General features: G+C 33.6%; 16 protein-coding genes. 7 read left to right on the top strand and 9 right to left on the bottom strand.

Features of this window, described 5'->3' with window-relative positions:
- The gene (gene hsdR / locus Q0845_RS25010; RefSeq protein ID WP_298519856.1) at positions 1-3,234 is read right to left on the bottom strand and encodes a type I restriction-modification system endonuclease; all 3,234 of its coding nucleotides are present in this window, start codon (positions 3,232-3,234) and stop codon (positions 1-3) included.
- 331 nt (positions 3,235-3,565) lie between these two features.
- Positions 3,566-3,952, bottom strand: a complete 387-nt coding sequence (locus Q0845_RS25005; RefSeq protein ID WP_298519853.1) for an HU family DNA-binding protein — start codon at positions 3,950-3,952, stop codon at positions 3,566-3,568.
- A 1,076-nt stretch (positions 3,953-5,028) separates the two neighbouring features.
- Between Q0845_RS25005 and Q0845_RS25000 the strand changes: the two genes are divergently transcribed.
- Complete coding sequence (locus Q0845_RS25000) at positions 5,029-6,414, top strand: hypothetical protein (protein ID WP_298519850.1); 1,386 nt, start codon at positions 5,029-5,031, stop codon at positions 6,412-6,414.
- Positions 6,415-6,575: 161 nt separating this feature from the next.
- Here the strand turns inward: Q0845_RS25000 and Q0845_RS24995 are convergent, their stop codons facing one another.
- Positions 6,576-7,280 (bottom strand): Bax inhibitor-1 family protein, encoded by a 705-nt coding sequence (locus tag Q0845_RS24995; protein WP_298519847.1) that lies wholly within the window; start codon positions 7,278-7,280, stop codon positions 6,576-6,578.
- Positions 7,281-7,768: 488 nt separating this feature from the next.
- Here Q0845_RS24995 and msrB point away from each other — a divergent pair, with 488 nt between their 5' ends.
- Positions 7,769-8,212 carry a peptide-methionine (R)-S-oxide reductase MsrB gene (gene msrB / locus Q0845_RS24990; protein WP_298519845.1) on the top strand — a complete coding sequence of 148 codons (444 nt, stop codon included), beginning with the start codon at positions 7,769-7,771 and terminating at the stop codon, positions 8,210-8,212.
- A 217-nt stretch (positions 8,213-8,429) separates the two neighbouring features.
- Here msrB and Q0845_RS24985 read toward each other — a convergent pair whose 3' ends face one another.
- Positions 8,430-10,301: a sensor histidine kinase gene (locus tag Q0845_RS24985; protein WP_298519842.1), complete on the bottom strand. Its 1,872-nt coding sequence runs from the start codon at positions 10,299-10,301 to the stop codon at positions 8,430-8,432.
- Entirely contained in the window at positions 10,301-10,993 is a 693-nt protein-coding gene (locus tag Q0845_RS24980; protein WP_298519838.1) for a hypothetical protein, read from the bottom strand. Before Q0845_RS24980 ends, Q0845_RS24985 begins: the two co-directional genes overlap by 1 nt.
- 121 nt (positions 10,994-11,114) lie before the next feature.
- Here Q0845_RS24980 and Q0845_RS24975 point away from each other — a divergent pair, with 121 nt between their 5' ends.
- Together Q0845_RS24975 and Q0845_RS24970 are read left to right on the top strand one after the other, a co-directional pair.
- Complete coding sequence (locus tag Q0845_RS24975; RefSeq protein WP_298519835.1) at positions 11,115-12,194, top strand: caspase family protein; 1,080 nt, start codon at positions 11,115-11,117, stop codon at positions 12,192-12,194.
- A gap of 169 nt (positions 12,195-12,363) precedes the next feature.
- Positions 12,364-12,666 carry a hypothetical protein gene (locus tag Q0845_RS24970; RefSeq protein WP_298519832.1) on the top strand — a complete coding sequence of 101 codons (303 nt, stop codon included), beginning with the start codon at positions 12,364-12,366 and terminating at the stop codon, positions 12,664-12,666.
- A gap of 69 nt (positions 12,667-12,735) precedes the next feature.
- On the opposite strand, the gene bshA is transcribed toward Q0845_RS24970, so the two are convergent.
- Positions 12,736-13,863, bottom strand: coding sequence for an N-acetyl-alpha-D-glucosaminyl L-malate synthase BshA (gene bshA, locus Q0845_RS24965; RefSeq protein WP_298519829.1), 1,128 nt, complete (start codon positions 13,861-13,863; stop codon positions 12,736-12,738).
- An 11-nt stretch (positions 13,864-13,874) separates the two neighbouring features.
- Positions 13,875-16,790: a glycoside hydrolase family 3 N-terminal domain-containing protein gene (locus Q0845_RS24960; RefSeq protein ID WP_298519826.1), complete on the bottom strand. Its 2,916-nt coding sequence runs from the start codon at positions 16,788-16,790 to the stop codon at positions 13,875-13,877.
- A gap of 338 nt (positions 16,791-17,128) precedes the next feature.
- Between Q0845_RS24960 and Q0845_RS24955 the strand changes: the two genes are divergently transcribed.
- The 3 genes from Q0845_RS24955 (at position 17,129) to Q0845_RS24945 (ending at position 19,459) form a co-directional block, all read left to right on the top strand.
- Positions 17,129-17,383, top strand: coding sequence for a hypothetical protein (locus Q0845_RS24955; RefSeq protein WP_298519823.1), 255 nt, complete (start codon positions 17,129-17,131; stop codon positions 17,381-17,383).
- A 66-nt stretch (positions 17,384-17,449) separates the two neighbouring features.
- Entirely contained in the window at positions 17,450-18,214 is a 765-nt protein-coding gene (locus Q0845_RS24950; protein ID WP_298519819.1) for a nucleotidyltransferase domain-containing protein, read from the top strand.
- Positions 18,215-18,286: 72 nt separating this feature from the next.
- Positions 18,287-19,459: a lanthionine synthetase LanC family protein gene (locus Q0845_RS24945; protein WP_298519816.1), complete on the top strand. Its 1,173-nt coding sequence runs from the start codon at positions 18,287-18,289 to the stop codon at positions 19,457-19,459.
- Positions 19,460-19,472: 13 nt separating this feature from the next.
- Here the strand turns inward: Q0845_RS24945 and Q0845_RS24940 are convergent, their stop codons facing one another.
- A complete protein-coding gene (locus Q0845_RS24940; protein WP_298519813.1) occupies positions 19,473-21,074 on the bottom strand; it encodes a sensor histidine kinase in 1,602 nt (533 codons plus the stop codon).
- Positions 21,075-21,611: 537 nt separating this feature from the next.
- Positions 21,612-22,097: an ABC transporter ATPase gene (locus Q0845_RS24935; protein ID WP_298519810.1), complete on the bottom strand. Its 486-nt coding sequence runs from the start codon at positions 22,095-22,097 to the stop codon at positions 21,612-21,614.
- Positions 22,098-22,159: the final 62 nt, after the last annotated feature.

The following is a 22,159-nucleotide window of genomic DNA, read 5'->3' as shown; positions in this document are numbered from 1 at the left end:
TTAAGCTATGTCCGAATATAAATTAGTATTGAGTTCCTCAATAATTACATCCAGTTGGTTTTTAAATATTTTATTTAATCGAACATATCCGCCATCGCTCTTAAAAGGTTCTTTATTAAGGTCTTCTTTTTGTAGTATGTATTCTTTTTCTAATTGTAACTGAAAACGATGCAACCAATCCAATTGAATCTTGTTAAAAGAATGGTTTGCCTTTATTTTCTGAATGGCATTTCTGACACGTTCTTGATGATTTATCAATGTCACATCTAATGCCATAGTACGTATATATGAAATAATGTCAGCCGCAATGTCTTCATTTTTAGCATTTTTCCATGCCGTATTGAGTTGTGTGGCAGAAAAACCTTCTTCGCTTAACAGCAATCGTAATTCTTTTAAGGCTTCGCGGTTTAAAGATTTTGGTTTAGTACAAATTATTTTTAAAGCTGCTATTTTGTTTCTATTTTCAAGTATAAATTTTTTAAAACTTTCAATATAATCTTCTGGGGCTTCAGCTTTTCCATATCCTCTAGTAACTCCTAGTAATTCATCTGTATGCTCACTAAGTAATCGTTTTTTTGGCTTAGCTTTCAATTTATCTAAGAAATTCCACAATTTTTGGTAGTTAGGAATTGTGTTTGGCAACTCATAAGCTGTTATACTTTTTAAATAAATTATAAAGTCGTCTAGAGCTTGTCCTTCTGTATAGTATTCAAAATTCTCTAATTCTTCTACATCTAGCGTATGCCTTTTACGTTGCAGTTTTACAATTATTTGCTGTACTTGTTGTATGAATCGAGCCTCTTCTTTAATTCTAGAAAATTCTTCAGATAATTGTGTGAATGTAGCTTTAGGGTTTGCTACTGTTTTCATTTGTGTGTAATCGCTCAACGCTTCATATACGCGAACGGCATCATATATTCTAAAAACTTCTTTTCCAATTTCATCGCACAATCGTGTAGCTCTACCTAACATCTGCTCAAATAATATACGAGAACGGACTCTTCGTAAGAATACCAAATTTGTAATTCTTGGAACATCAATGCCTGTAGTTAATAAATCAACAGTAACAGCAATATTGGGAAATTGTTCATTTTTATATAAGGTTGTCAGTTCTTTGGGATTATGCGCTTTTCCTGTAATTTTTTCAATCATTCCCTGTTGTATCTCAACACCTATAGCATTATAAGCTTCTGTTAATGCTCTAACAATCATATCAGCATGATCGTCTCTAGTCGCAAAAATTAATGTTTTTTCATCTCCGTAAGGATTTATTTCATCTACCAAATACTTTGCTACCGTTTTATTAAAAGACTTCGTAATGACTAATTTATTGAATTGTTCTATTTCTATTTTTAATTCATCTTCTAGCACAGCTAACTCTTCAATTGTATTTGTATCAGGGTTGTATATTTTAGGCTTTTCTCCTTCTTGCCATATAATTCCCTCTTCGCTTAACTTTGTTTTGATATTGTATGGAGGTTCATGATCTACTAAATATCCATCTATAACTGCTTGTCTGTATGAGTATTGATATGTAGGTGCTCCAAATATTTCACTTGTATGCAAAGCTGGTGTTGCAGTAAGTCCTATACAGTATGCATTGAAATAATCAATTACTTTACGGTATTGGCTTTGATATTCCTGTTCATTTTTAAAAGTAAGCTCTTCTTCATCTAATTCTCTATCTAAGGTATAACCTCTATGTGCTTCATCAACAATAATGCAATCATACGTATCCACAGTAAGCACATGTTCTTCATTATGAAAAATTCGCTTTACCATGCTTTGTACCGTAGCAAAATGTAGTCGTGTTTCATCATCAGGAAAAATAATGTTGGTATTTTCAAATTTATATACATCACCGAATGACAGTAAAGATTCTATTCGATTATCATTAAAATTACCTAACGCCTGAGACGCCAATAAATTTCTATCCGTTAAAAATAAAATACGTTTAAATCTATTAGATTTTATAAAGCGATATGCCAAACCAATTACAGTTCTTGTCTTTCCTGTTCCTGTTGCCATCACAAGCAATGCTTTGGATTCGTTTATTTGATGAATTACTTTATCTTCAATCGCCTTAATTGCTTCTATTTGATAATAACGGAGTCCAAGCCCATTAGTTTGTTGTAAATATTCGTAATCATCAAGATTTAGTGTTTCATTAGCTTTCGTAATGTCTCTATCATATAATTCTTCTAACCCTTTTGGAGATATCCAACCTTGTAAAGCCTTAGCTATATTGGTTCTGCTTCTAACATCTAAAAACCATATACCACTTTTTGTTTTAATTTGTTCTAAGTAAGGACGTCCATTAGAAGAAAATATAAAAGGCACACGATATTTATCCCAATCTCCTAACAATTTACATTGTTCGCTTTCTTTTACTTTAGTTGCATACATAACAGATTGGCGCAAATCGGCAGATATATCTGTTGCATATTTTTTGGCTTCAACTATTCCATACAAACTAGTACCTATGAATAAGGCATAGTCTGCCCATTTACCATCACAATACCATTCTGCTATTGCCATATTCTTACCTTTCTTTGGTAATGTTTTATGTGTTTTATAATTAAGTTGTTCTGTATCTACTTCCCAACCTGCTTTACGTAATTGTGAATCAATAAATAAAATTCTAGTTTCTTTTTCATTTAAGTGAAAGTTCTTTGCATTTCTTACAGCTCGTGCTACTCTCTCTTTCTTTACTTTAGGAGAGCAATGTAATGCTGCTATTTTTGTTTTGTAATCTTTAACTTCATTTTGCAACTTTTCAAGTTGTGACTCTAAAGAAGTTACTTTTATATTTTGTTCTTTTTCAGGAAGTATATAGTTTATATTTCCTAAATACGTATTCTCGTATGTTTCATAAAACCATTTTGCTAATAAAAAACACTTTTTTAATATAAAATGTGCTTCTCGAAAAGAACTTTCTCCTTTGTGAGTAACATTGTTTCTCGATTTTCGAATTGTATGTAATAAGTCATTGATTACATCTGGTAGCAATCCATTATATTTTAATTTCTTAATTCTTTCAATGTGACTTACATCAAAATCTGTCAACGCTTCAAATTCGTAAATAAGTTTTATTAGTGTATCTGTAAATAAACGTGATTTTATTAATGATGAGCTAGGGTCAATATATATAAGCTTTTCAGCCAATGTAATTGTTTTTAAAAGTGTTTTATATTCATCATTCAGAAATGAAAAAGGAGAAACATTTTTCGTCATGTATTAAATCGTATCAATTATACTACTATTTGTTAAAGTTAGGAAAACTCTGCTAATCATCATAAAAATCGTACATATTAATAATTTAGTCATCATAAAATATAGGTTTTACTTATTAAATTTATTTTTCTTTATTAATTACACACTTTACGAAAACCATATTCCAAAAAAACCTCCTTAGGTTTTACTCAAAACCACAGGAGGTTTTAATCAAAAGCAGCGGAGGTTTTTGGTAAAACCTCCGCTGCTTTTTTTAGCGAGTTGGTTAGCAAGTTTTAAAAACCTACTAACCACTCATTTTCAACCATTTAAGCAATTAACCTAAAACCCCTTACGAAGTGACTTTGGTATAGGATAATATTTTAAGCATATCCTTTAGTTCCTTCCCTGGACGATAGTTGACTTTGGCACTTTTTATGTTGCTTGCTCCTACTTCTTCAGGAGTATCAGAAGGATTGCTGCTAATACCAATGGAAAAGGTTCCTAGTTTTCCTAAGTTAACGCTTCTACCCTCGCTTAATTCACCTTGGATAACATTGACCAAGCCAATAATCACTGCATAGATATCATTTTGGCGTACGGTTGAACCGTCTCCTACCAATACAGATAGTCTATCAATGTCTACCGTTCCGTCACTTACCGCAAGTGCATAACTCTTTGGAGCTGCTGCTAAATCTTGCGGGTTTTTCTTTTGAATTACTTTAAATTTTACCGACATAATTTATATGGTTTTAATGTTAATAATAGCAGAAATGTATAACTACCTCTTTAAAAATCCTAAATAACTTTGTAAGCGTCGTATTTTTAAAATAAGCGTTAAATTTTGGGTGGAAATGTAAGATTTGGAGGTTTAATTTTATGTTAAGGGAATTTGGGTGTTGGGTGTTGGGTGTTGGGTGTTGGGTGTTGGGTGTTGGGTGTTGGGTGTTGGTAATATGATAAACTATTCTTTATTTCAAAGACTAAACTCTTAAACTTATAAACATGTAAACTTCTTATTTGTTGATTTGTATCTTTTTTAAATTGTGTTTCGTTTGAAATAGCACTAATCCCTAATTCCCAAAACCCATTGCCTTTACATTTCATTAGTTTTTGTCACGAATTCACGAATGTTTTTTTGAGCACTCTTGTGAGATTTACTCGAATTTGGTTGTTCATAATATGATACGCTATTCTTTGTTTCAAAGACTAAACTCTTAAACTTATAAACATGTAAACTTCTTATTTGTCTATTTGTTGATTTGTTTATGCTGAGTTTACCGAAGTATTCATTTGAAAACTTTGATTCGTCATTGCGAACGTAGTGAAGTAATCTGTGATTTCAAATAACAAAACGTTCTACGATAAACAGACTGCCGCGTCATACTTCCTCGCAGTGACGTTTCTGAAATGTCATTTTGAAAATTCTATGATTCGTCATTGCGAACGCAGTGAAGCAATCTGTGACTTCAAAGAACAATTACGTTATTCTACAAACAGACTGCCACGTCATACTTCCTCGCAGTGACGTTTCTGATATATCATTTTTAAATTGTATGATGCGTCATTGCGAACGTAGTGAAGCAATCTGTTTCTTCTAATGATAATTCCGTTTATTATAAACAGACTGCCACCTCGCTAACTCCTCGCAGTGACGTTTCTTAGGCTACTGATTTTCAAGATGAGAAAATATACACGAAAAAAGTGGGTAATGTTTTCATTATTGCTACCCATAGCTATAGATGAATCTATTGGCGGAAACCTGAAAAGTCAATTTAAAAAACCTAGAGTAAGGACTAATTAATTTAAAAAATCATGAAAAATTTAAAAGTAAACCTAGTTGCTATCATGCTTGTATTATTTGCTTCTTGTACCCACGATGACGAGGTACAACGAGAAGACAATGCAGCAGTTGCCTTAAAAAATCAATCAGCAAACGCACAGATGCCCTCTGTAGAGAACGGGATTTTGTTTTTTAACGATCGTTCACATATTGATCAGTATTATGAGTTTTTGAACGAGATGATCCATTCGAAACAAGAAGAGGCTATCAACAGCCAAGCGAATACTACAGTGGATGCTATTCTGGATCAGTTTGAAGCTCAGTTTGGAGGCTTTACATCTTTTAGAAAACGATACAATCAGCAATATGATTGGGATCGTAGAGGATATTCAAAGCAAGAAATTTTGAACATTTTGGAAAGTACTGTTATTAGAGGCATGGAGCAATCGTATTTTAATAGCGATCATGAATTGGGTATTGGGAATAAGGTATATATATATCACTCAAAAGACATTGTGATTGAGGTTCCTAAGAACCGACAAGATATTATTGATGATATTAAAAATTTACCTAAAGGAACTAATACAATTCCCGCTGTATTACTTACGGGGGAATATCAAGAAATCAGAATTATTTCAGATACTATGGAGATGGGAACTAAGATGCATTTACAGGTAGATATGAACTTATCGTATGATTCTACCCCAATATTAGAAAATAAAAACTGCGATGTGTATGAAAAAGCACTTGGAATGACCTTGATAGAAAATATATTGGATGAAGAAGACAATACTACAAGTTCTTTAGAATATACCTATGAATTTGCGAATATCACTATTGATTGGGGAGACGGCTCTACTCCTACTGTTAGCAATTATAGCACGTATAGCGGTCAACTTATTTGGCATACATATACAAGCATGGGAACTTATACTGCAACCGTTACTATTGGGTTTTATGACCTAAATGGTGATTATCAAGTGATGTCCGATCCAATAACGGTCATTGTAGCCGACGCATGTAGTGATGCCAATGGTACCGTGACAGACTCTGCAAGTAATAGCGAATGGTTATTAGTTGGTCAATTGACTGTATCAAATGGATTTTTTGGTGCTAACAGAATTGAAGGTAGATCTGATGCTTATAAAAAGGATGGTTCTTCATGGGTGCGTGCTAATAGACGTAGCCATAAACCGTATTTAAAAGTGTATGTTTCTGGGAAGTTTAGAGATAATAATTGTGTACAAAAAACACATAAAGAAGGAACGGCGCAATCAACACATGCCAATACAAAGATTAAAATAAAGACAAAGATTTGGGGACGTTATGATCATTCTAATGGTGATGTGTATTCTGAACATCGACTGCAAAAAAGCAGTACCTATTTGAGTCTTGATTTGGTGTATAATCCTTGTTAAACATACTGAGCTGTAGTGGAGTGTTTAGTGTACACTTCGACTACGCTCAATGTAACACACTGGCAAGTTTACATTGAGTCATGCCGAAATGTTCAGTGTACAAAAAAACCGCCTCACATTGCTGCAAAGCGGTTTGTTATATTGTATAGAATATGTTTTTACTATTCACTTAAGAAGATGCTAATAATGTACCAGAATAGTAACATTAACGAAGCAAATAATCCTAATGAAGCCGCTACATATTGCTCTTCTTCGTATTTATGAACCATGTTTGAAGTTTGGTATAAGATAGAACCTGCTGCTAAAGCAACCATTCCTACACTAAACCATAATCCTAATTGGAAACCTCCAAAAAATGTTCCTGCTACGATGAGTCCTAATGCGATAAAACTTCCAATGGTTAGAATAGAACGTAAGAAAGAGAAATCTTTTTTCGTCATTAATACCACTGCAGATAACCCTGTGAATAAAGCTAAAGTTACAATAGCCGCTTGTGTTAATACGTTGGTTCCTTCCATAGCACCAACTTGCGTTGCTATAAAAATAAGCGGTACAAAGATGAATGCTTCTGCAATTACATATAAGAACAATGCTGCATGATGCATGGTTTTATCTTTACTTCTCATTGCCATTCGCTCTGCATAATTGGTAACGAACATAAATCCTCCTAAGACGATTAACCAAGTCCATCCTTGAATCATACTCATTCCTATATCTACAATAAAATCTACTTGTAAAAATAGATATTCAACAACTACGAATAGTAGTACTGAAAAGGCTAAATAGGTATATGTTTTTTTGTAAAAGGCTACTTTTTTGTCTTCGGCTAGGGCACTTACAGGTAGTGCTGGTCTGTATTGTTCCATGTATTTCGGTTTTTATTTATTTCTATCAAATGTACTATTTTGTTTTTAACTCTGCAATGGGTTTGTATTTAAATCCTTGTTAATTGTTTTTGGTAGAGGCGCTGTGCTTTTAGATTGTTAGTATCGGCTTTGCCTCTTAGATTTTTAGACGTGCTTTGCTTTTAGACGCGTTTTACTTTTAGACGTGCTTTGCTTTTAGACACGTTTTACTTTTAGACGCGCTGCGCTTTTGGGATGTTAGTATTGGCTACGCCTGTTAGTATTTTAGATTTGCTTTGTTTAGACTCGGCTTTGCCTTTTTAACTCTTGTAAAAATACTTTCTATTAGCTTTCAAACTTTGACGCTTATAAAGTTTTTCACTGAAAAGCAAATGACGCATCTTTACGTCACTTGCGTTATTGGTATGTTTTTTTAGAATTTGTTACAACCCAAGACCCAAGACCCAACATCCAATAAATCCGTATCTTTGTAGAAAAGAAAAAGAAATATGCTTACTTGGAAAGACATCATTCATCACGCTACACGCGGAAATAAGAAACCCGATACGCGTGTGGAGAAAACGGAAGCGGAATGGATAGCACAGTTAACTCCCGAACAATACCGCATTACACGCCTAAAAGGTACCGAACGTCCTTTTTCTGGCGAACATTGTAGTCGTTACGATCCTGGTGTGTATAATTGTGTATGTTGTGGAACTCCTTTGTTTGATTCTAATTTGAAGTTTACTTCTAGTAGCGGCTGGCCAAGTTTTACAGAACCTATAAAAGATAATGTGATCGATTATATTAGAGATAGTTCGCATGGTATGGTTCGCGTAGAAGTTACTTGTAGTACCTGCGATGCGCATTTGGGTCATGTTTTTCCTGATGGTCCAGAACCTAGCGGTTTACGTTTTTGTATTAATTCGGAGTCGCTTGTTTTAGAGGATTAGACTGGTGTTAGATTTCTTAGATTGTTAGACTTCTTAGACTTGCGTTGCTTTTTAGATTTTTAGATGTGCTTTGCTTTTAGACATGTTTTACTTTTAGACGCGCTGTGCTTTTAGATTATTAGTATTGGCTTCGCCTCTTAGATTTTTAGACGTGCGTTGCTTTTAGACATGTTTATATTGAACTATTTTGAAATGCTTTGTCTTGGTACTTTTGAACTTACTTAGGAATTTCGATCACTACAGATGTGCCTTTGTTGGTATAGCTATCAAAATCAATAGTTCCATTAATGGATTGAATGCGCTTTTTGATATTTCTGATGCCTAGTCCTTTGTTTTTTAGCAATACTTCTTCAGAAATACCAACTCCGTTGTCTTCTACAATGATAGATATTGTAGTTTTATGCAGTGTTATAGAAATGTTTGCTTCTGTGGCTTTGGCATGTTTGACAATATTAGCGATTAACTCTTGTATGATTCTGAAAATAAAGATTTCTTTAGAACTTTCTAAGCGTTGATCCAATCCGAAGTGTTGCAGTTCAATATTGATACCATTGATTCCATTGTTGTTTTTTATAAGATTTTCAATAGCTGGCAATAAGGCTTTTTTTGCCATAATTCCACTATTTTTTTGGTATGCCATTGAGTGGACTTCATCATAGGCATTGTCTAATAGATTTTTAGTTTTATCAAATAGCTCCTCTACTTTTTGTCGTTCTTTACTTTCTACGCGTTCTGTAAGGTGTTCAAATTGCATTTTTGCAGCAGAGAGTAAAGCGCAGACATTGTCGTGTAAATCACTTGCAATGGCTTCACGTTCTTTTTCTTGTCCCAAAATCATAGCATCAATAGCGGCGAGTTCTTGTTCTTTTTCAACCTTTTCAAGCTTTTGCCCTTCTATCTCTAATTGCTGCGCGATGATGCGTTGTTTTCGTTTAGTGTTACGATAGTATAATAAGACGATGATACTTCCTAGAATAACTAATGCAACCAAAATAATTATGGCAATTATCTTATCCTTTATTTCTTTTGATTTTAAAAAAATCTCTTTTTCTTTTTCAGCAGTATTCAGTTCTATATTAAGAGTAGCATTTTTTAAATTATTATCATAATGTCGAGTACTATCTAATATTTCTACAGATGATTTCAAGTTATTATAGGCTTTTTCAAATTCTCCTATACTGGCATAAAGACTTGAGCTATATCTTTTTATTTGTGCATCACTTTTTAAGGTGTCAGAATAATCAATATAAGCCTTAGCTTTTTCTATATATTCTAAACCTTGCAAATAATTCTTATTATGTGTCGCAATCGCCGCCAAATTAATATAGCTTCTAAAGAATAAATATTTATTATGAGGTAATTTCTCTACATTCTTAATAACCTTTATATGATTCTCCCTTGATTTCTCATACAGCTTTTCTATTTTAAAATAGATAGCCTTTAAAGAATGATATTCAGGTAGAAATTTATGGTTCTTGGGAAGTTTATCAACAACATTATCAAAATCAATTATCAACGTATGATCTATTCGTCTGTCTTGTTTTACATCCTCAAAAGTGAAATATATTTGATACCATAAATACCTACATTTTTCGATATCTGATTGTGCTAGCTTGCCAAAATCATCTAAATAGTCTTTATATTGTTCATGTGTCAAAGAATATTGAAAATGATAAAATTCTAAAATCCCATGCAAACACATTTTTTGAAGAGGAACTATTTGCAATTCTTTAGCAATGATATAAGCATCATAAAAAGAACGAAAATTATCTACTTTATTTGGGTTATGGTATAGTTTATCAAATCCATCATTTAGTAAAGCCATACAGTATTGAATGGTAGACTCTTTCTGAATTTTTATGGTATATTCTTGACGATTATTCTCCTGCCCTGCATAATAATGTAAATTCGCTAATGTTTTTAACTCTTTTCTTAGCAAGGAATCGCTAATATTTGACGCAAAAGCATACGCCGACTTGTATTCTAAGTTTAGAATTTCATCGACGTATGTCTCCAATATTTTTTCGTCTTGACCTTTTGCTAGGTTTACAAAACCTAACAATACAAGAAATAATAGGGTTTTATGCATTAAAATATAATTTTACTGTATCCTTTTGGGCATACGGCTCCTGGGGATCTGTCTGCTATACTCTCATTTTGTGTTTCAATAATGTTGCTTCTTTCTATTCTATTAACTTCTTCTCCTTCTATACGCTCCGTTACACATCTTGCTTCTACAGTAGGGTTCAAACCTACAGCTTGTCTATAGTCTGTATCAAAAGCTTCAGGTGTACGATCTCCATCTCTATAATAAAACTCTGTATCAAAAACACCTTTTTCTTTATGTCCGCCTCCATCATTTAATTCGAGTAAAAATCTATCTATCTCAAGATACACATCATTTTTTAAATCGCAATCAGTTAGAACATATTCTCCTTCAAGAGTCTTCTCAACATTAGGTATAAGTCCACGTACTTGCACATTTATTGAGATTACACGAATTAATTTTTCATCAAGTCCTCCTGTACTATTCTTCTCAGATACTTCAGCCCATTTTCTATCAAATTGATATTCAACATTCTCCATTCCCAAATCTATCATGCCTTTGTAGTTTACTAGACGTAGTTTACAAATGGTAAGCGTTTTTTTCTCTTTGTCATATTTGAATTTACCTAATATTGTAAACATGGTTCCGTACAAAGAACTGGAATACACTGTTTGCCACCGATCTTGACATGCTTCTTGAAAAGAAACTGTGCCTGAAATTTTTAATTTGTTCATCTTGTGAGTTTTAAAATTAGTAATAACACAAATCTATCTTTATCTAAAGCATCACATAATACCTATTATTAGGTATTTAATTCAAAAAATAGAAAAAGTAGTTTTACTTAAAAACAATATTATGAGTAAAAAAGCACTACTATTTTCAGTACAAAATTTTGACAATCCAGTGAAACCTCAATTAAGAGGTTGTATAAATGATACCAAAATATGGAAAAATGCATTGAGCGAATTAATGCTTGGTACAGATGATTCTATAGAAATACATCATGATATGGAAAGGGATGATGCGTTCGATTTATTAAAAAAGTTTATCACTGAACTAAAAGACGGAGATACTGGAATCATTTTCTTTTCTGGTCATGCTGTTAACATACGCTTGAATGATGTAGGAGTAGAAATTGAAGGTTTACTATTTAAAGACAATAACAGCATCTTTGAGTTTCAAGTTTTAGCAGAGCTTGAGAATTTAAAAAAAGAAGCAAAACTTATTATCATTATAGATTCTTGTTATTCAAGAGGCTTTGCAGAATATATTAGTTTAGATTTGCAAAAAGATACTATACAAGCGTCCATTGTTGATGGTAGGGCAACCTTAGAATTTAAACAGCGAAATCATTCTCGAAATTTACTGGTATCTGTTAATGCAGACATTATTAATAGAGATTTGTCTAGGGTTCCAGAAAGCATCCTCATTCCATCGAAACTATTGAAGAGTAAAGAAAAAACAGAAGAAATTTCACAAGAAATCAAAACTTGTATAGAAGCGTATGGTTATAAAAGTAAGCTATTCACTTATGCTGGAAAAATGATGATTTATAAAGAAGAGCCTAAAACAGAAATGGCTTCTCGAGGTCAAGTAGATACGAATATTCCCGATGAAATTATAGCTCCTTCAACACCCCCTCTAACAGTAAATCATTATGAGAATATAACTTTAATAGCTGCTGAAAAGAGAGTTTCTCAAAAAGCTCATGAAAGGCATTTTAAAAAGAATGGAGGTTATGCAGCAGGACACTATGGAGTTTTTAGTTATTATGCTACAAAAGCAATTTTAGCGAATCTTGAAATATCATATAAAAAACTTAAAAAACAGGTAAATAAATCAATTAAGAACAATGAAACTAATAAAGATATAAAAAAGCAACGTATGGAGTACGACTCTGGTAATAATGATTGGAAACGTAAATTATTTACCTAAAAAAGTCACACACATTAAAAACATAACCTCAATCGCTAAAATAAAGATTGAGGTTTTTAATATTATATACACTTAGTATAATTATATGTTCAAAGTACTTCTTGATAATTCTATTGAGTGCAGTTGAAATAATCTTTTTTAATTTGACAATTGCTTTCAAAGGTTATTTGTGAATTTTATTGATCTAAATAAAAACATTTGGATTCCTGCCTCCGCAGGAATGACAGTCTGGTATCAAGCACGCAAAGCGATCCAAAAGCGAAGCAATCCAAAAGCAAAGCGATCAAAAAGCAAAGCGATCAAAAAGCAAAGCGATCCAAAAGCAAAGCGATCCAAAAGCAAAGCGATCAAAAAGCAAAGCGATCAAAAAGCAAAGCGATCAAAAAGCAAAGCGATCAAAAAGCAAAGCAATCAAAAAGCAAAGCGATCAAAAAGCAAAGCGAGCCAAAAGCAAAGCAGTCCAAAATTCTAAAAGGCAAAGCCGATTCTAACAATCTAACAGCGAAAGCGGTCTAAAAATCTAAAAGTAAAGCGCGTCTAACTAAGCCATTTCAAAAGCCTTTTGATATATAAATTCATACACAGGTACAATTTTATTGATATCAAATTGCAAGGCTTGTTCTTTGGCAGCTGCTTTGAATTTTTCGAGCTCTTGGTCGTCTTGTAAGATTTTGAGTGCGTTGCGCGACATGTCTTTTATATCACCAACATTGCTTAAGTATCCTGAAACACCATCTACATTGACTTCCGGAATTCCTCCTGTATTACTTGATATAACAGGAACTCCCGAAATCATAGCTTCTAAAGCCGCCAATCCGAAACTTTCCGTTTCTGATGGCAATAGGAATAAGTCTGAGAAACATAATATTTTATCAATTTCATTACTGTTGCCTAAGAAGATGACTTTGTTTGAAATTCCTAATTCTTCACACAGTTGTTCTGCAGGTTCTCTTTCGGGTCCTTCCCCAACCATCATCAGTTTGGCAGGAATTTCTTTTTGGATTTCATAGAATATCTTCACTACATCATCAATACGCTTTACCTTACGGAAGTTACTAATGTGTGTCACAATTTTTTCATCTTCTGTTGCCATCATCGAACGTTGGCAATCGGTAAAAGTATGATCGTATTTAGAAACATCGATAAAGTTAGGCACCACATCAATTTCACCTTTAATGTCAAACAAACGTAAGGTATCTTGCTTTAAGCTTTCTGAAACGGAAGTCACTACATCCGATTTGTTGATGCTGAATGTTACTGCTGGCTTGTAAAATGGATGACTTCCCACTAAGGTAATGTCTGTTCCGTGCAAAGTAGTTACCATCGGAATGGTAATGCCTTCTTCTGCCAACATCTTTTTAGCCATGTATCCTGCATAAGCGTGCGGAATGGCATAGTGTACATGTAACAAATCAATATGATGCAATTTGACCATGTCTACCAATTTACTCGATAAGGCCAATTCATACGGTTGGTAATGAAATAATGGATATTCGGGTACATTTACTTCGTGAAAGTGAATGTTTTCGCTTAATAAAGCCAAACGAACAGGCTGTTTGTATGTAATAAAATGTATTTCGTGTCCTCTGTTGGCTAAGGCAATACCTAACTCAGTCGCTACTACGCCACTACCTCCAAATGTTGGATAACATACTATTGCTATTTTCAAATCTAGTTAGTTTACTCTTCAATTGCTTCGTAAATAAGCTTTTGAATTTTGGTTCGTATATCAGTTTTTATTAGTTTTCTGTTGGTCATTGTCGGATAGGTTCTGTTGGATAGAAATACATATACGATTTCTTCCTCTGGATCTGCCCATGTGTAGGTTCCTGTGAATCCGGAATGTCCAAAACTCTTCATAGAAACACATCCACACGTAGGTCCTGCATCTCCCAATTGCGGTTTGTCAAATCCTACACCACGTCTATTGTCTTTATGACAGTAGTAGCAGTTGTTGAACTTGTCAATGGTAGCCGCATTCAAATATTGTACACCTCCGTAACTTCCGCCTTGCATATACATTTGCATCATTTTGGCTACATCATTTGCCGTACTAAACAATCCGGCGTGTCCTCCTATTCCACCTTGCATCGCTGCGCCCATGTCATGCACGTATCCTTGCAATATTTGATTTCTGTAATAGTCGTCTTTTTCAGAAGGAACTATCACCGTTTTTGAAAATTTTTCTAACGGATTGTACGTAGTTCTGTGCGCACCTAAAGATTTGTAAAAGTATTGTTGTGTCAACGTGTTTAAGTTGGCTTTGTAGGTGGCTTCTACATAGTCTTTTAGGATATAAAATGGCAAATCGCTATATCGGTATCGCTTTCTTTTTAGCAAATCGCTATCAATGATTCGCTGCATCATGGAATCTTTATATACCGGCTTCATGTATAAGTCTTTTGCCACTTTGATGGAGTATGCTTTTGATTTTTTATCGCTATACCACTTTTCATCAGGTTTCTTTGTTACCGTATCTAAGGTATTTACATAGAAAGGAATCCATGGTTTTAAGCGTGCGTAATGCGATAATATTTCGACCACTTTGAGCTTCTCTTTATTCGTTCCTTTGAATTTTGGCAATAAACTTCCTAGTCTAGAACTTAATGAAAGCTGTTTGTTTTCTTCCAATTGCATGATTAATGGCAAGGTTGCTAAGATTTTTGTCATGGAAGCCACATCGTATAAATCGTGATCGGTTACTTTTTTCTTTTTTTGATAGGTGTGATAACCAAAGTTTTTGTTGTAAATGATTTTTCCCTTACGGGCGATGAGCAATTGCACACCTGGCGCCATTTTTTCAGAAACTACCAATGCTGCAAGCGAATCGATACGTTGGAGTTTTTTAGAGTTGACACCAACCGTTTCTGGCAGATCGTACCCTAAACGTCCCAATGTTTTGGTTTCGAATCCTGTTCCTAGCGGAAATTCTTCTCCTATGCTTACAGGTAACTTTCCCTGTGCTTTTTGAGCACCAAAGATGATCTGTGCTGAAACTTCCTGAGAAATTGTACTGTTTTGATACGATACAATGATGTTTTCAATATTGGTGAAGCTTTTTATTTTTGACAGACTGTGCGGACTTGCAAATACATTGAGAATTACTTTGTTGGTTCGTGCTAGTTGCTGCAACCAAACGATTTCTTTGTCGGTAAAATTATACGCTTCCGTTGGACTTGCATCCGATGTGTGCAATCCGACAATTACCGTGGAATACCCTAATAATTTTTCAATTAAGGTGGCTAAGTTTTCTTCTTTGATCACATCTACAGCAGCATATTTACGAAGTGTGTTGACAAATACACGCTCGTCTGCATCGCCCATTTTGATGTAGGCAATTTTTTGTTGCGTTAAATCTCTAATTGGAAGGATAGCATTATCAACTTTTACCGCCGTAATTCCTTGCTTGACTGCTTTGTGATGCAAAAGATCGTCTTTGATATTGTGCACAGCATCTACTACAGCCGTTTCCTGTAGCGGTTCAAACGTAGCCAAACCTAACTTGTATTTGGTGCGTAGTATATTTTTTACTGCACGAGAAACACGTGCTTCTTTGATCATGCCAAGTTGCATGGCCTTTTCAAATTTTGTGAGGACAGCAGGCACATCTTCTGGCAACAGTAATACATCATTTCCCGCTATAAAAGCTGCCAATTCTACTTCGCCAACTTCTTTTCCTTTTCGCAATAGCTTGTCATTGAGCGGTTCTGAAAAGGTTAATCCTTTAAAGCCTAAATCATTTTTGAGTTTTTTAGTCACTACATTATACGATAAAGACGCTGGAGAACTTGCTACAGAGGTTACACTTGGCACTTGTATATGTCCCGTTTGTATGGCACCTATCTTATTTTTGATTAAGGTTTTGAATGATGGCAATTGTATGCTATCTAATTCTTCTAGTGAAAGGATTAACTCTGGCAATTGATCTTGTAAATTTTCGAGACTGTTGCTTACACTTGGAAAATATTTTGCACAAGCAATAACTCCTTGGCTTTGGATGCCTTTGGTAAAAGCTGCTACTTTGTTGTTAACCTGTGTGATATTTTCTCCATAAGAACGATTTCCTATAATTGTACGATTGTTTTCGGTTTGAACCACTGGCACAGGTGCAAAAACAACATGTACGCCCAAACGTTTGCTATGCGCTCCTACACGCTTTCCTATTTGTTCTATAAGTTTGTCATCTTCAACGGCACCTAGTAATAAGTTATACGGATTTGTATGTGCGGAATCGAGTTTTTTACCAAAATCCCATTCAGCATCCATAGAAATGAGTAGCGGAACTTTGGAGAGTTTTTGAAACTGATTGGTCAACTCTACTTGATGTGTTGGATTTCCGCCCATGAATAAAACGCCGCCGATTTTATGTTTCATCATGAGCAGTTTGACTCTATTATCGTCAGCAAGACTTTTATTGGAATACACAGGAATGGTTAATAATTGACCAAAACGTTCTTTTTGCGTCATATTGGTATACACACTGTCTACCCATTTTTCTTGAGCTTTGAATTGTTTTGTATTGATGGAAGGCGATTGTTGTGCGCCAGTTATAAAGATGAATACTATTATTAGTAGTATCGTGCTGTATTTATTCATAGGGTATATTCACTAACATTGACAGTACAACTATGACAAAAAAGATGCCATTTGTACTTCTTTCACATAATAGATTAAATGTACAGACTTTCTCGCACACAAAAAAGCGATGTTAAAATTTAACAATACTTTCACAAAACATTATTTGTATGGCTGTTAATTCCGAAAACATAAAACATCTTTTATGAATCATCGCTTTTACTTCTTTTTTGCAATTATACATTGAGATAACTCATCTTTTTAGAGTAACCCAAATCCTTCAATTTCGGGAAGCATGTGTTTTTTATTCCGTTTTTAATGAATTGCTTTGTTCTATTATTAACATTAAAAAAAGTACCATGAAAAAAAAGTTTTCTCGTTCACTTATGTTGAACAAAAAATCAGTTGCGTCATTAACAATACCAAAAAATGTTAGACGACAAATTGTGGGTGGTAATGACAACAACACACAATGTGAAACCTGTGAAATCAATTGTATTCCTGACACCGTAGAACCATCTTGTGATGGAACTTGTTGGTATTCTGAATGTCATTGTAGTGGAAATGAACATTGCCACACAGGGGATAGAGACATGTGGGGACCTTGTTCATAAATAGCATGATTTGTAACCAAATTCAAGACGTAATTTCTGATTGCGTCTTGTTTTATACTTAAAAATATGATTCCTGCAAATATTACATCTATCCTAGAATCCTATGTGTCAACACTAAAAGAAAATACCGAGATTATAGGTGTATTCTTGGTAGGCAGTTACGCTACAGGAGAGTTTTCAGACACTTCTGATATTGACATTAAAATTATTTTGAATGCACATTCAAAAAAGCATTATAAAGGTGTTGAAGTTTGTGACGGTTTTTATATTTCATATTCCGCATATTCAGTGATAGAAGCGTATGACTATTTTTATTCACAGCTACGCTCCTATTCCAAATTTCAGGCACGTATGCTTTCGCAAGGAATTATTTTATATGATACTACAGGAGAAATGAAGCATTTGCAAGCAGAAGCAAACTTGGTAATGCAGTTGCCTTTTATACCGCAGTCGTTGGTTAGCTTACAATTGGAAGCATATACTTTATGGAAATATAAAGATGCTTTGCTTCAAGATTGTTTGGGAGTTTATACACAAAAAGAATTTTATGTGTTTTTGGAAAAAGCTTTGATTTTGTATGCAAAACTGTTACATATAGAATGTATTTTTCAGTATCCTTTCTTTAAGATGGAACGTTATGTGCATGATGCAAACTTTAGAGAAAAGTATATGATTCCTAAGTTTCCAGATACCGCTTTTATAAATAGTTTTCAACAAGGAATAACCCAAACTTCTAGAGGTGCTCAAAAGAACACCGTACAACAACTGTTTGGCTATATCAAAGAAAAATTGCAGATTGATTTTGAAGCCTTCGAAATTACTAGTGAATAGTATTCTTAATTCTATATGAAACCAAGTTATCTCGACAAAAGTTTAATTTTCAACATCGCCTCTTTTATACCTATGGAAGAAAAAATTCATCAACATTTACAGAGTATTGATTTCCTTATAAAATCGCATCGCAATGAACTTGTAACGATTAATGGCGGCTTACCTAGTATTGTTATTTTTTATTTTCATTTACACGAAGCAACCCAAGAAGAACGTCATTATGAAAGTGCTGTACTCTATTTAGAACTTTTGTATGATGCCTTAGAGAAAAGTATGCCCGAAAGATATACATACTCCTCAGGATTGGCAGGTTTGGGATGGTTTTTTAGTTATATTCAACGATTTATTGAGATTGAAAATCCGTTTGACACTCCTGAGTTTGATTCGCAGTTTATGGCAGCGGCTCAAAAAGAACTCTCATACTACAATTATGAATATTTAATAGGTTATTGTGGAATTTTACAGTATCTAATCAGTAAAAAAAGTACAGACCATGCATTACTGTATCAATTTATTGATGATGTATATAAGCAGATTTTCTCTTTAGAAGATCCTATAATATTCTTTAAACAGAAAGATGTTCGTCATAAGTTTCCCAGTATTAATTTGGGAGTTTCGCATGGAATGTTTGGTTTTGCTGCAATTTTAAATCAGTTGATAGCCAAACAAATTCATCCAGAAAAATGTACCACTATTTTAAAATTCATTATTGATTTTACCTTTGAACATGAAAAAGACTTTGTTTCAGAAGGTCGTTTTTTTCCAGACCGAATTGGAGGAGGCATCAAAGAAAATAGAAATTGCAGATTGGCTTGGTGTTATGGCGATTTAGGAATTTTGACAGTTTTATACAATTCTAGCATAATTCTGAAAGATGATGAGTTACAACATAAAGTCACACAAATGCTGATTAATACAACACATAGAAAAGACTTGAACAGCACAATGATGAACGATATTTGGTTGTGTCATGGAACTTGTGGTGCTGCACATATTTTTCAACGTTTGTACACTACCACACAGATAGATGATTGTAAGTTTGCTGCCAACTATTGGTATCGTAAAACCTTGGAACAACTAGATAAAGGTTCACCACAAATTAGAATGAATTTGACGAGATCAGGAAGTTATGCACGAAAGGATTTGACAGGTTTTTTGACAGGTTATGCAGGTTTGGGACTTTCCTTGCTTAGTAAATTGCCGAATGCTGATATGGATTGGGATCGCATGATACTAATGTCATGATGCAATCAGTTTGTTATGTTGTAAAACTTACTTCCAACTGCTTAAAATAGATTTCAAAAGCATTTTTAGGAACTCTTGTGTAGCTTAATTTACCACTCAATTGATCGGTAAGCACTTGTATTAATTGCATTCCTAAAGACGTTGTAGCTTCAAAATTAAAATCATCAGACAGTCCACTACCACTATCACTGTATACCAGTTTATAGTAATTGCCTTCTTTGGTAATGGAGATTGAAAGACTGTTTTCCTTGTTTTTCCCAAAAGCGTACTTGAATGAATTTGTGGTTAATTCATTGATAATTAATCCTAAATTTGCTGTTGTATCACCGTCAAAAAGAAGTGTATTGTCTATGTGTATTTCTTTGGAAAGATCAAAAGATTGGTGACTTACCGTATCTTCAATAAAATCAATAAGTTGTGTCACATATTCTTTTGTAGATACATCTTTTAGTGTATGTGTTCCATATAGTTTTTGATGCACTAACGACATGGAATTGATTCTGTTTTGACTATCGCGAAGTGCATTTATAATGTTTTCATCTTCATATTCGTCTTCTTGCAAGGTTAGAATCCCCGAAATCATTTGCATGTTGTTCTTTACTCTGTGATGTATTTCTTTGATTAAGGTTTGAATATTGGTGAGATTGTTTTCTAGTTCTTGGTTTTTTGAAACTACGATTGCATTTGCATCTTGCAGATTGTTATTTAACGATTTATTTTTTAAGAACTGATTCAGTATTATGAAGATCAAAAACACCATTGCTGCAAAGCATGCATAGGCTATGTAGCGTATATTTTTACTTATTATAGGTGGATTTTTATAAGCACTTCCAACTTTTAGCTTTAATCCAAATAGTTGAATGGTCGTATATAAGAATGCTTCTTCTTTTACATTGAATTTTTTATAGTATTCGTTATCTCGGTTGGTATTGAAAATTTCTGATCCGTTATAAAAGGCTTCGCGAGTTAAATCTAAAGAATCATTCACTAAAAACTTATGCACATAGGTATCATTGTCATTGCCTTCATAAAAATAATCTAATAAGTATTTTACATTCAATATCGGCGTGATATAGCCTATTACTTCATCTTGATGATTTCGCGCAGAAAAGTTAAATGGAAAACCTGCCCAACCTTCTCGTAAATTTATAGGCGTGAATAGATGAATGGTATTGCTTTTCATAAGCGCATTTAGTTCGTCTACTCTTTCTTGAGATTTGATCGATTTTACAGAACGTCCTTTTAGGTTGTTCGGATCTATTTTTTTGGGAGTTACTACATATTTGAATACATGACTTGTATCAATAAAGTTGACCAATACAGAATCGTTAAATTTAGTTTCCTTTAAAAAATCGTTCAGATATCTTTGCAATTCTACCTCCGTAGGGAATTCTTTGCTGTTTTTGGTATAACTTTTTAATGAAGAAACTAACGAGGCATACACTTCTATTCCAGCTTTTGCGCTTATAATAGCATTTGTATGTGCTTTATCAAGCTTTGCATGGTGTTGTTGTTGCTCAAAAGTTTCATAGTTTAGCAAAAAGCCATGCAATAAAACGCCGCAAATAGTTGAAATAACAAGTATTCCTAGGTAATATTTTAAATTCTTATACACTTAAAAACAATTATTTAGGGAAAATGTAAGTATAAAAAACAAATATAAGAGTTTCACAAAGAGTTCTATGTTTTTTTCAAACTATTGATACTAATTTTCTCATTCCCACTTTTTGGTGATAAAAAAAGCCCTGTTCGTTATAAACAAGGCTTTCTACTTTTATTCAACTAACTGAATAAATACTTCGGAATTTCTTCCTTATAAACATATTGAAGTAAAATAAAATTCATCTAAACCTTTTACTAATTTTGTGGACAAGGCTTTTATATTTTCCATAGTGAAGTTAGAAACTATATTTCCCCTAAAGTTAACTTTCTGTTTAAATTTCTTTCCCCATAAAGATAAACTATTTGAAAATCAGCATTTTATGGTTTAGCCATACTATGAGTATCCTAAAATTAAGTATGTGTTTCCCTAGAAATTATAGACAGTTATATTTTTGAAGATATTTTACAAACAACTGATAATCTTTTTATTACAAAAAAAGAAAGGCACGTTAAAAAACGCACCTTTTGTATATTATATGATAGTTCTGCTTTAGCTTAAAAAGCGTCCATGCCAACTTTCGCGAGCAGGAACTTCCCAATTTTCTAAGAATTCAGCTTTGGTAGCTACCAGATTGTTAAACACGATTGTATTTCCTGTAACGGCTTTGTCTTTTGCCATTTTACGAAACGCTTTTAAGTCTTTATAAGCTACGTATTGTCCTTGTTTGTAGGATACATTCATTTTGTCCATTAAATCAACATTGTATTCTTTTTCGAGTTGTTGAATAAAATGTACCGACGCATCTATTGAACAGCCTGTTGCCATTTGTTTGTCTTGATCGACTGCAAGTATAATGAAACGTTTGTATTTGATTTCAAAAGAAGCTTCTAAATCGCTTCCGTGTGCTGTCCATTCCGTAATAAAGGTGGAAAGTTTTGCTTTGATTTCCTCTAGCTCTACTTCACTAAATGATCGATTGGCTTGGTAAATCCAAACTCTGGCTGTATCTGAAATTTTATCAAATTCTACAAGCATGTTTTTTAGTTTATAACGAGTTCTATTATAGGTACGAATTGATCATACAAAGTCCTAATTGT

The organism is uncultured Kordia sp. (genome assembly GCF_947489565.1).
In the GTDB taxonomy this organism is placed as follows: Bacteria; Bacteroidota; Bacteroidia; order Flavobacteriales; family Flavobacteriaceae; genus Kordia.
Note: the sequence above shows the minus strand (reverse complement) of the source record. Positions and strands in the feature narration are given on the sequence as shown.

What these genes read in the sequence shown, in the direction of transcription:
- Q0845_RS24975 (WP_298519835.1), top strand. Translation starts at nt 11,115, where the DNA reads ATGAGTAAAAAAGCACTACTATTTTCAGTACAAAATTTTGACAATCCA.
- Q0845_RS25000 (WP_298519850.1), top strand. Translation starts at nt 5,029, where the DNA reads ATGAAAAATTTAAAAGTAAACCTAGTTGCTATCATGCTTGTATTATTT.
- Q0845_RS24935 (WP_298519810.1), bottom strand. Translation starts at nt 22,097, where the DNA reads ATGCTTGTAGAATTTGATAAAATTTCAGATACAGCCAGAGTTTGGATT.
- Q0845_RS24955 (WP_298519823.1), top strand. Translation starts at nt 17,129, where the DNA reads ATGAAAAAAAAGTTTTCTCGTTCACTTATGTTGAACAAAAAATCAGTT.
- Q0845_RS25005 (WP_298519853.1), bottom strand. Translation starts at nt 3,952, where the DNA reads ATGTCGGTAAAATTTAAAGTAATTCAAAAGAAAAACCCGCAAGATTTA.
- Q0845_RS24985 (WP_298519842.1), bottom strand. Translation starts at nt 10,301, where the DNA reads ATGCATAAAACCCTATTATTTCTTGTATTGTTAGGTTTTGTAAACCTA.
- Q0845_RS24950 (WP_298519819.1), top strand. Translation starts at nt 17,450, where the DNA reads ATGATTCCTGCAAATATTACATCTATCCTAGAATCCTATGTGTCAACA.
- Q0845_RS24960 (WP_298519826.1), bottom strand. Translation starts at nt 16,790, where the DNA reads ATGAATAAATACAGCACGATACTACTAATAATAGTATTCATCTTTATA.
- Q0845_RS24945 (WP_298519816.1), top strand. Translation starts at nt 18,287, where the DNA reads ATGGAAGAAAAAATTCATCAACATTTACAGAGTATTGATTTCCTTATA.
- Q0845_RS24995 (WP_298519847.1), bottom strand. Translation starts at nt 7,280, where the DNA reads ATGGAACAATACAGACCAGCACTACCTGTAAGTGCCCTAGCCGAAGAC.
- msrB (WP_298519845.1), top strand. Translation starts at nt 7,769, where the DNA reads ATGCTTACTTGGAAAGACATCATTCATCACGCTACACGCGGAAATAAG.
- hsdR (WP_298519856.1), bottom strand. Translation starts at nt 3,234, where the DNA reads ATGACGAAAAATGTTTCTCCTTTTTCATTTCTGAATGATGAATATAAA.
- Q0845_RS24980 (WP_298519838.1), bottom strand. Translation starts at nt 10,993, where the DNA reads ATGAACAAATTAAAAATTTCAGGCACAGTTTCTTTTCAAGAAGCATGT.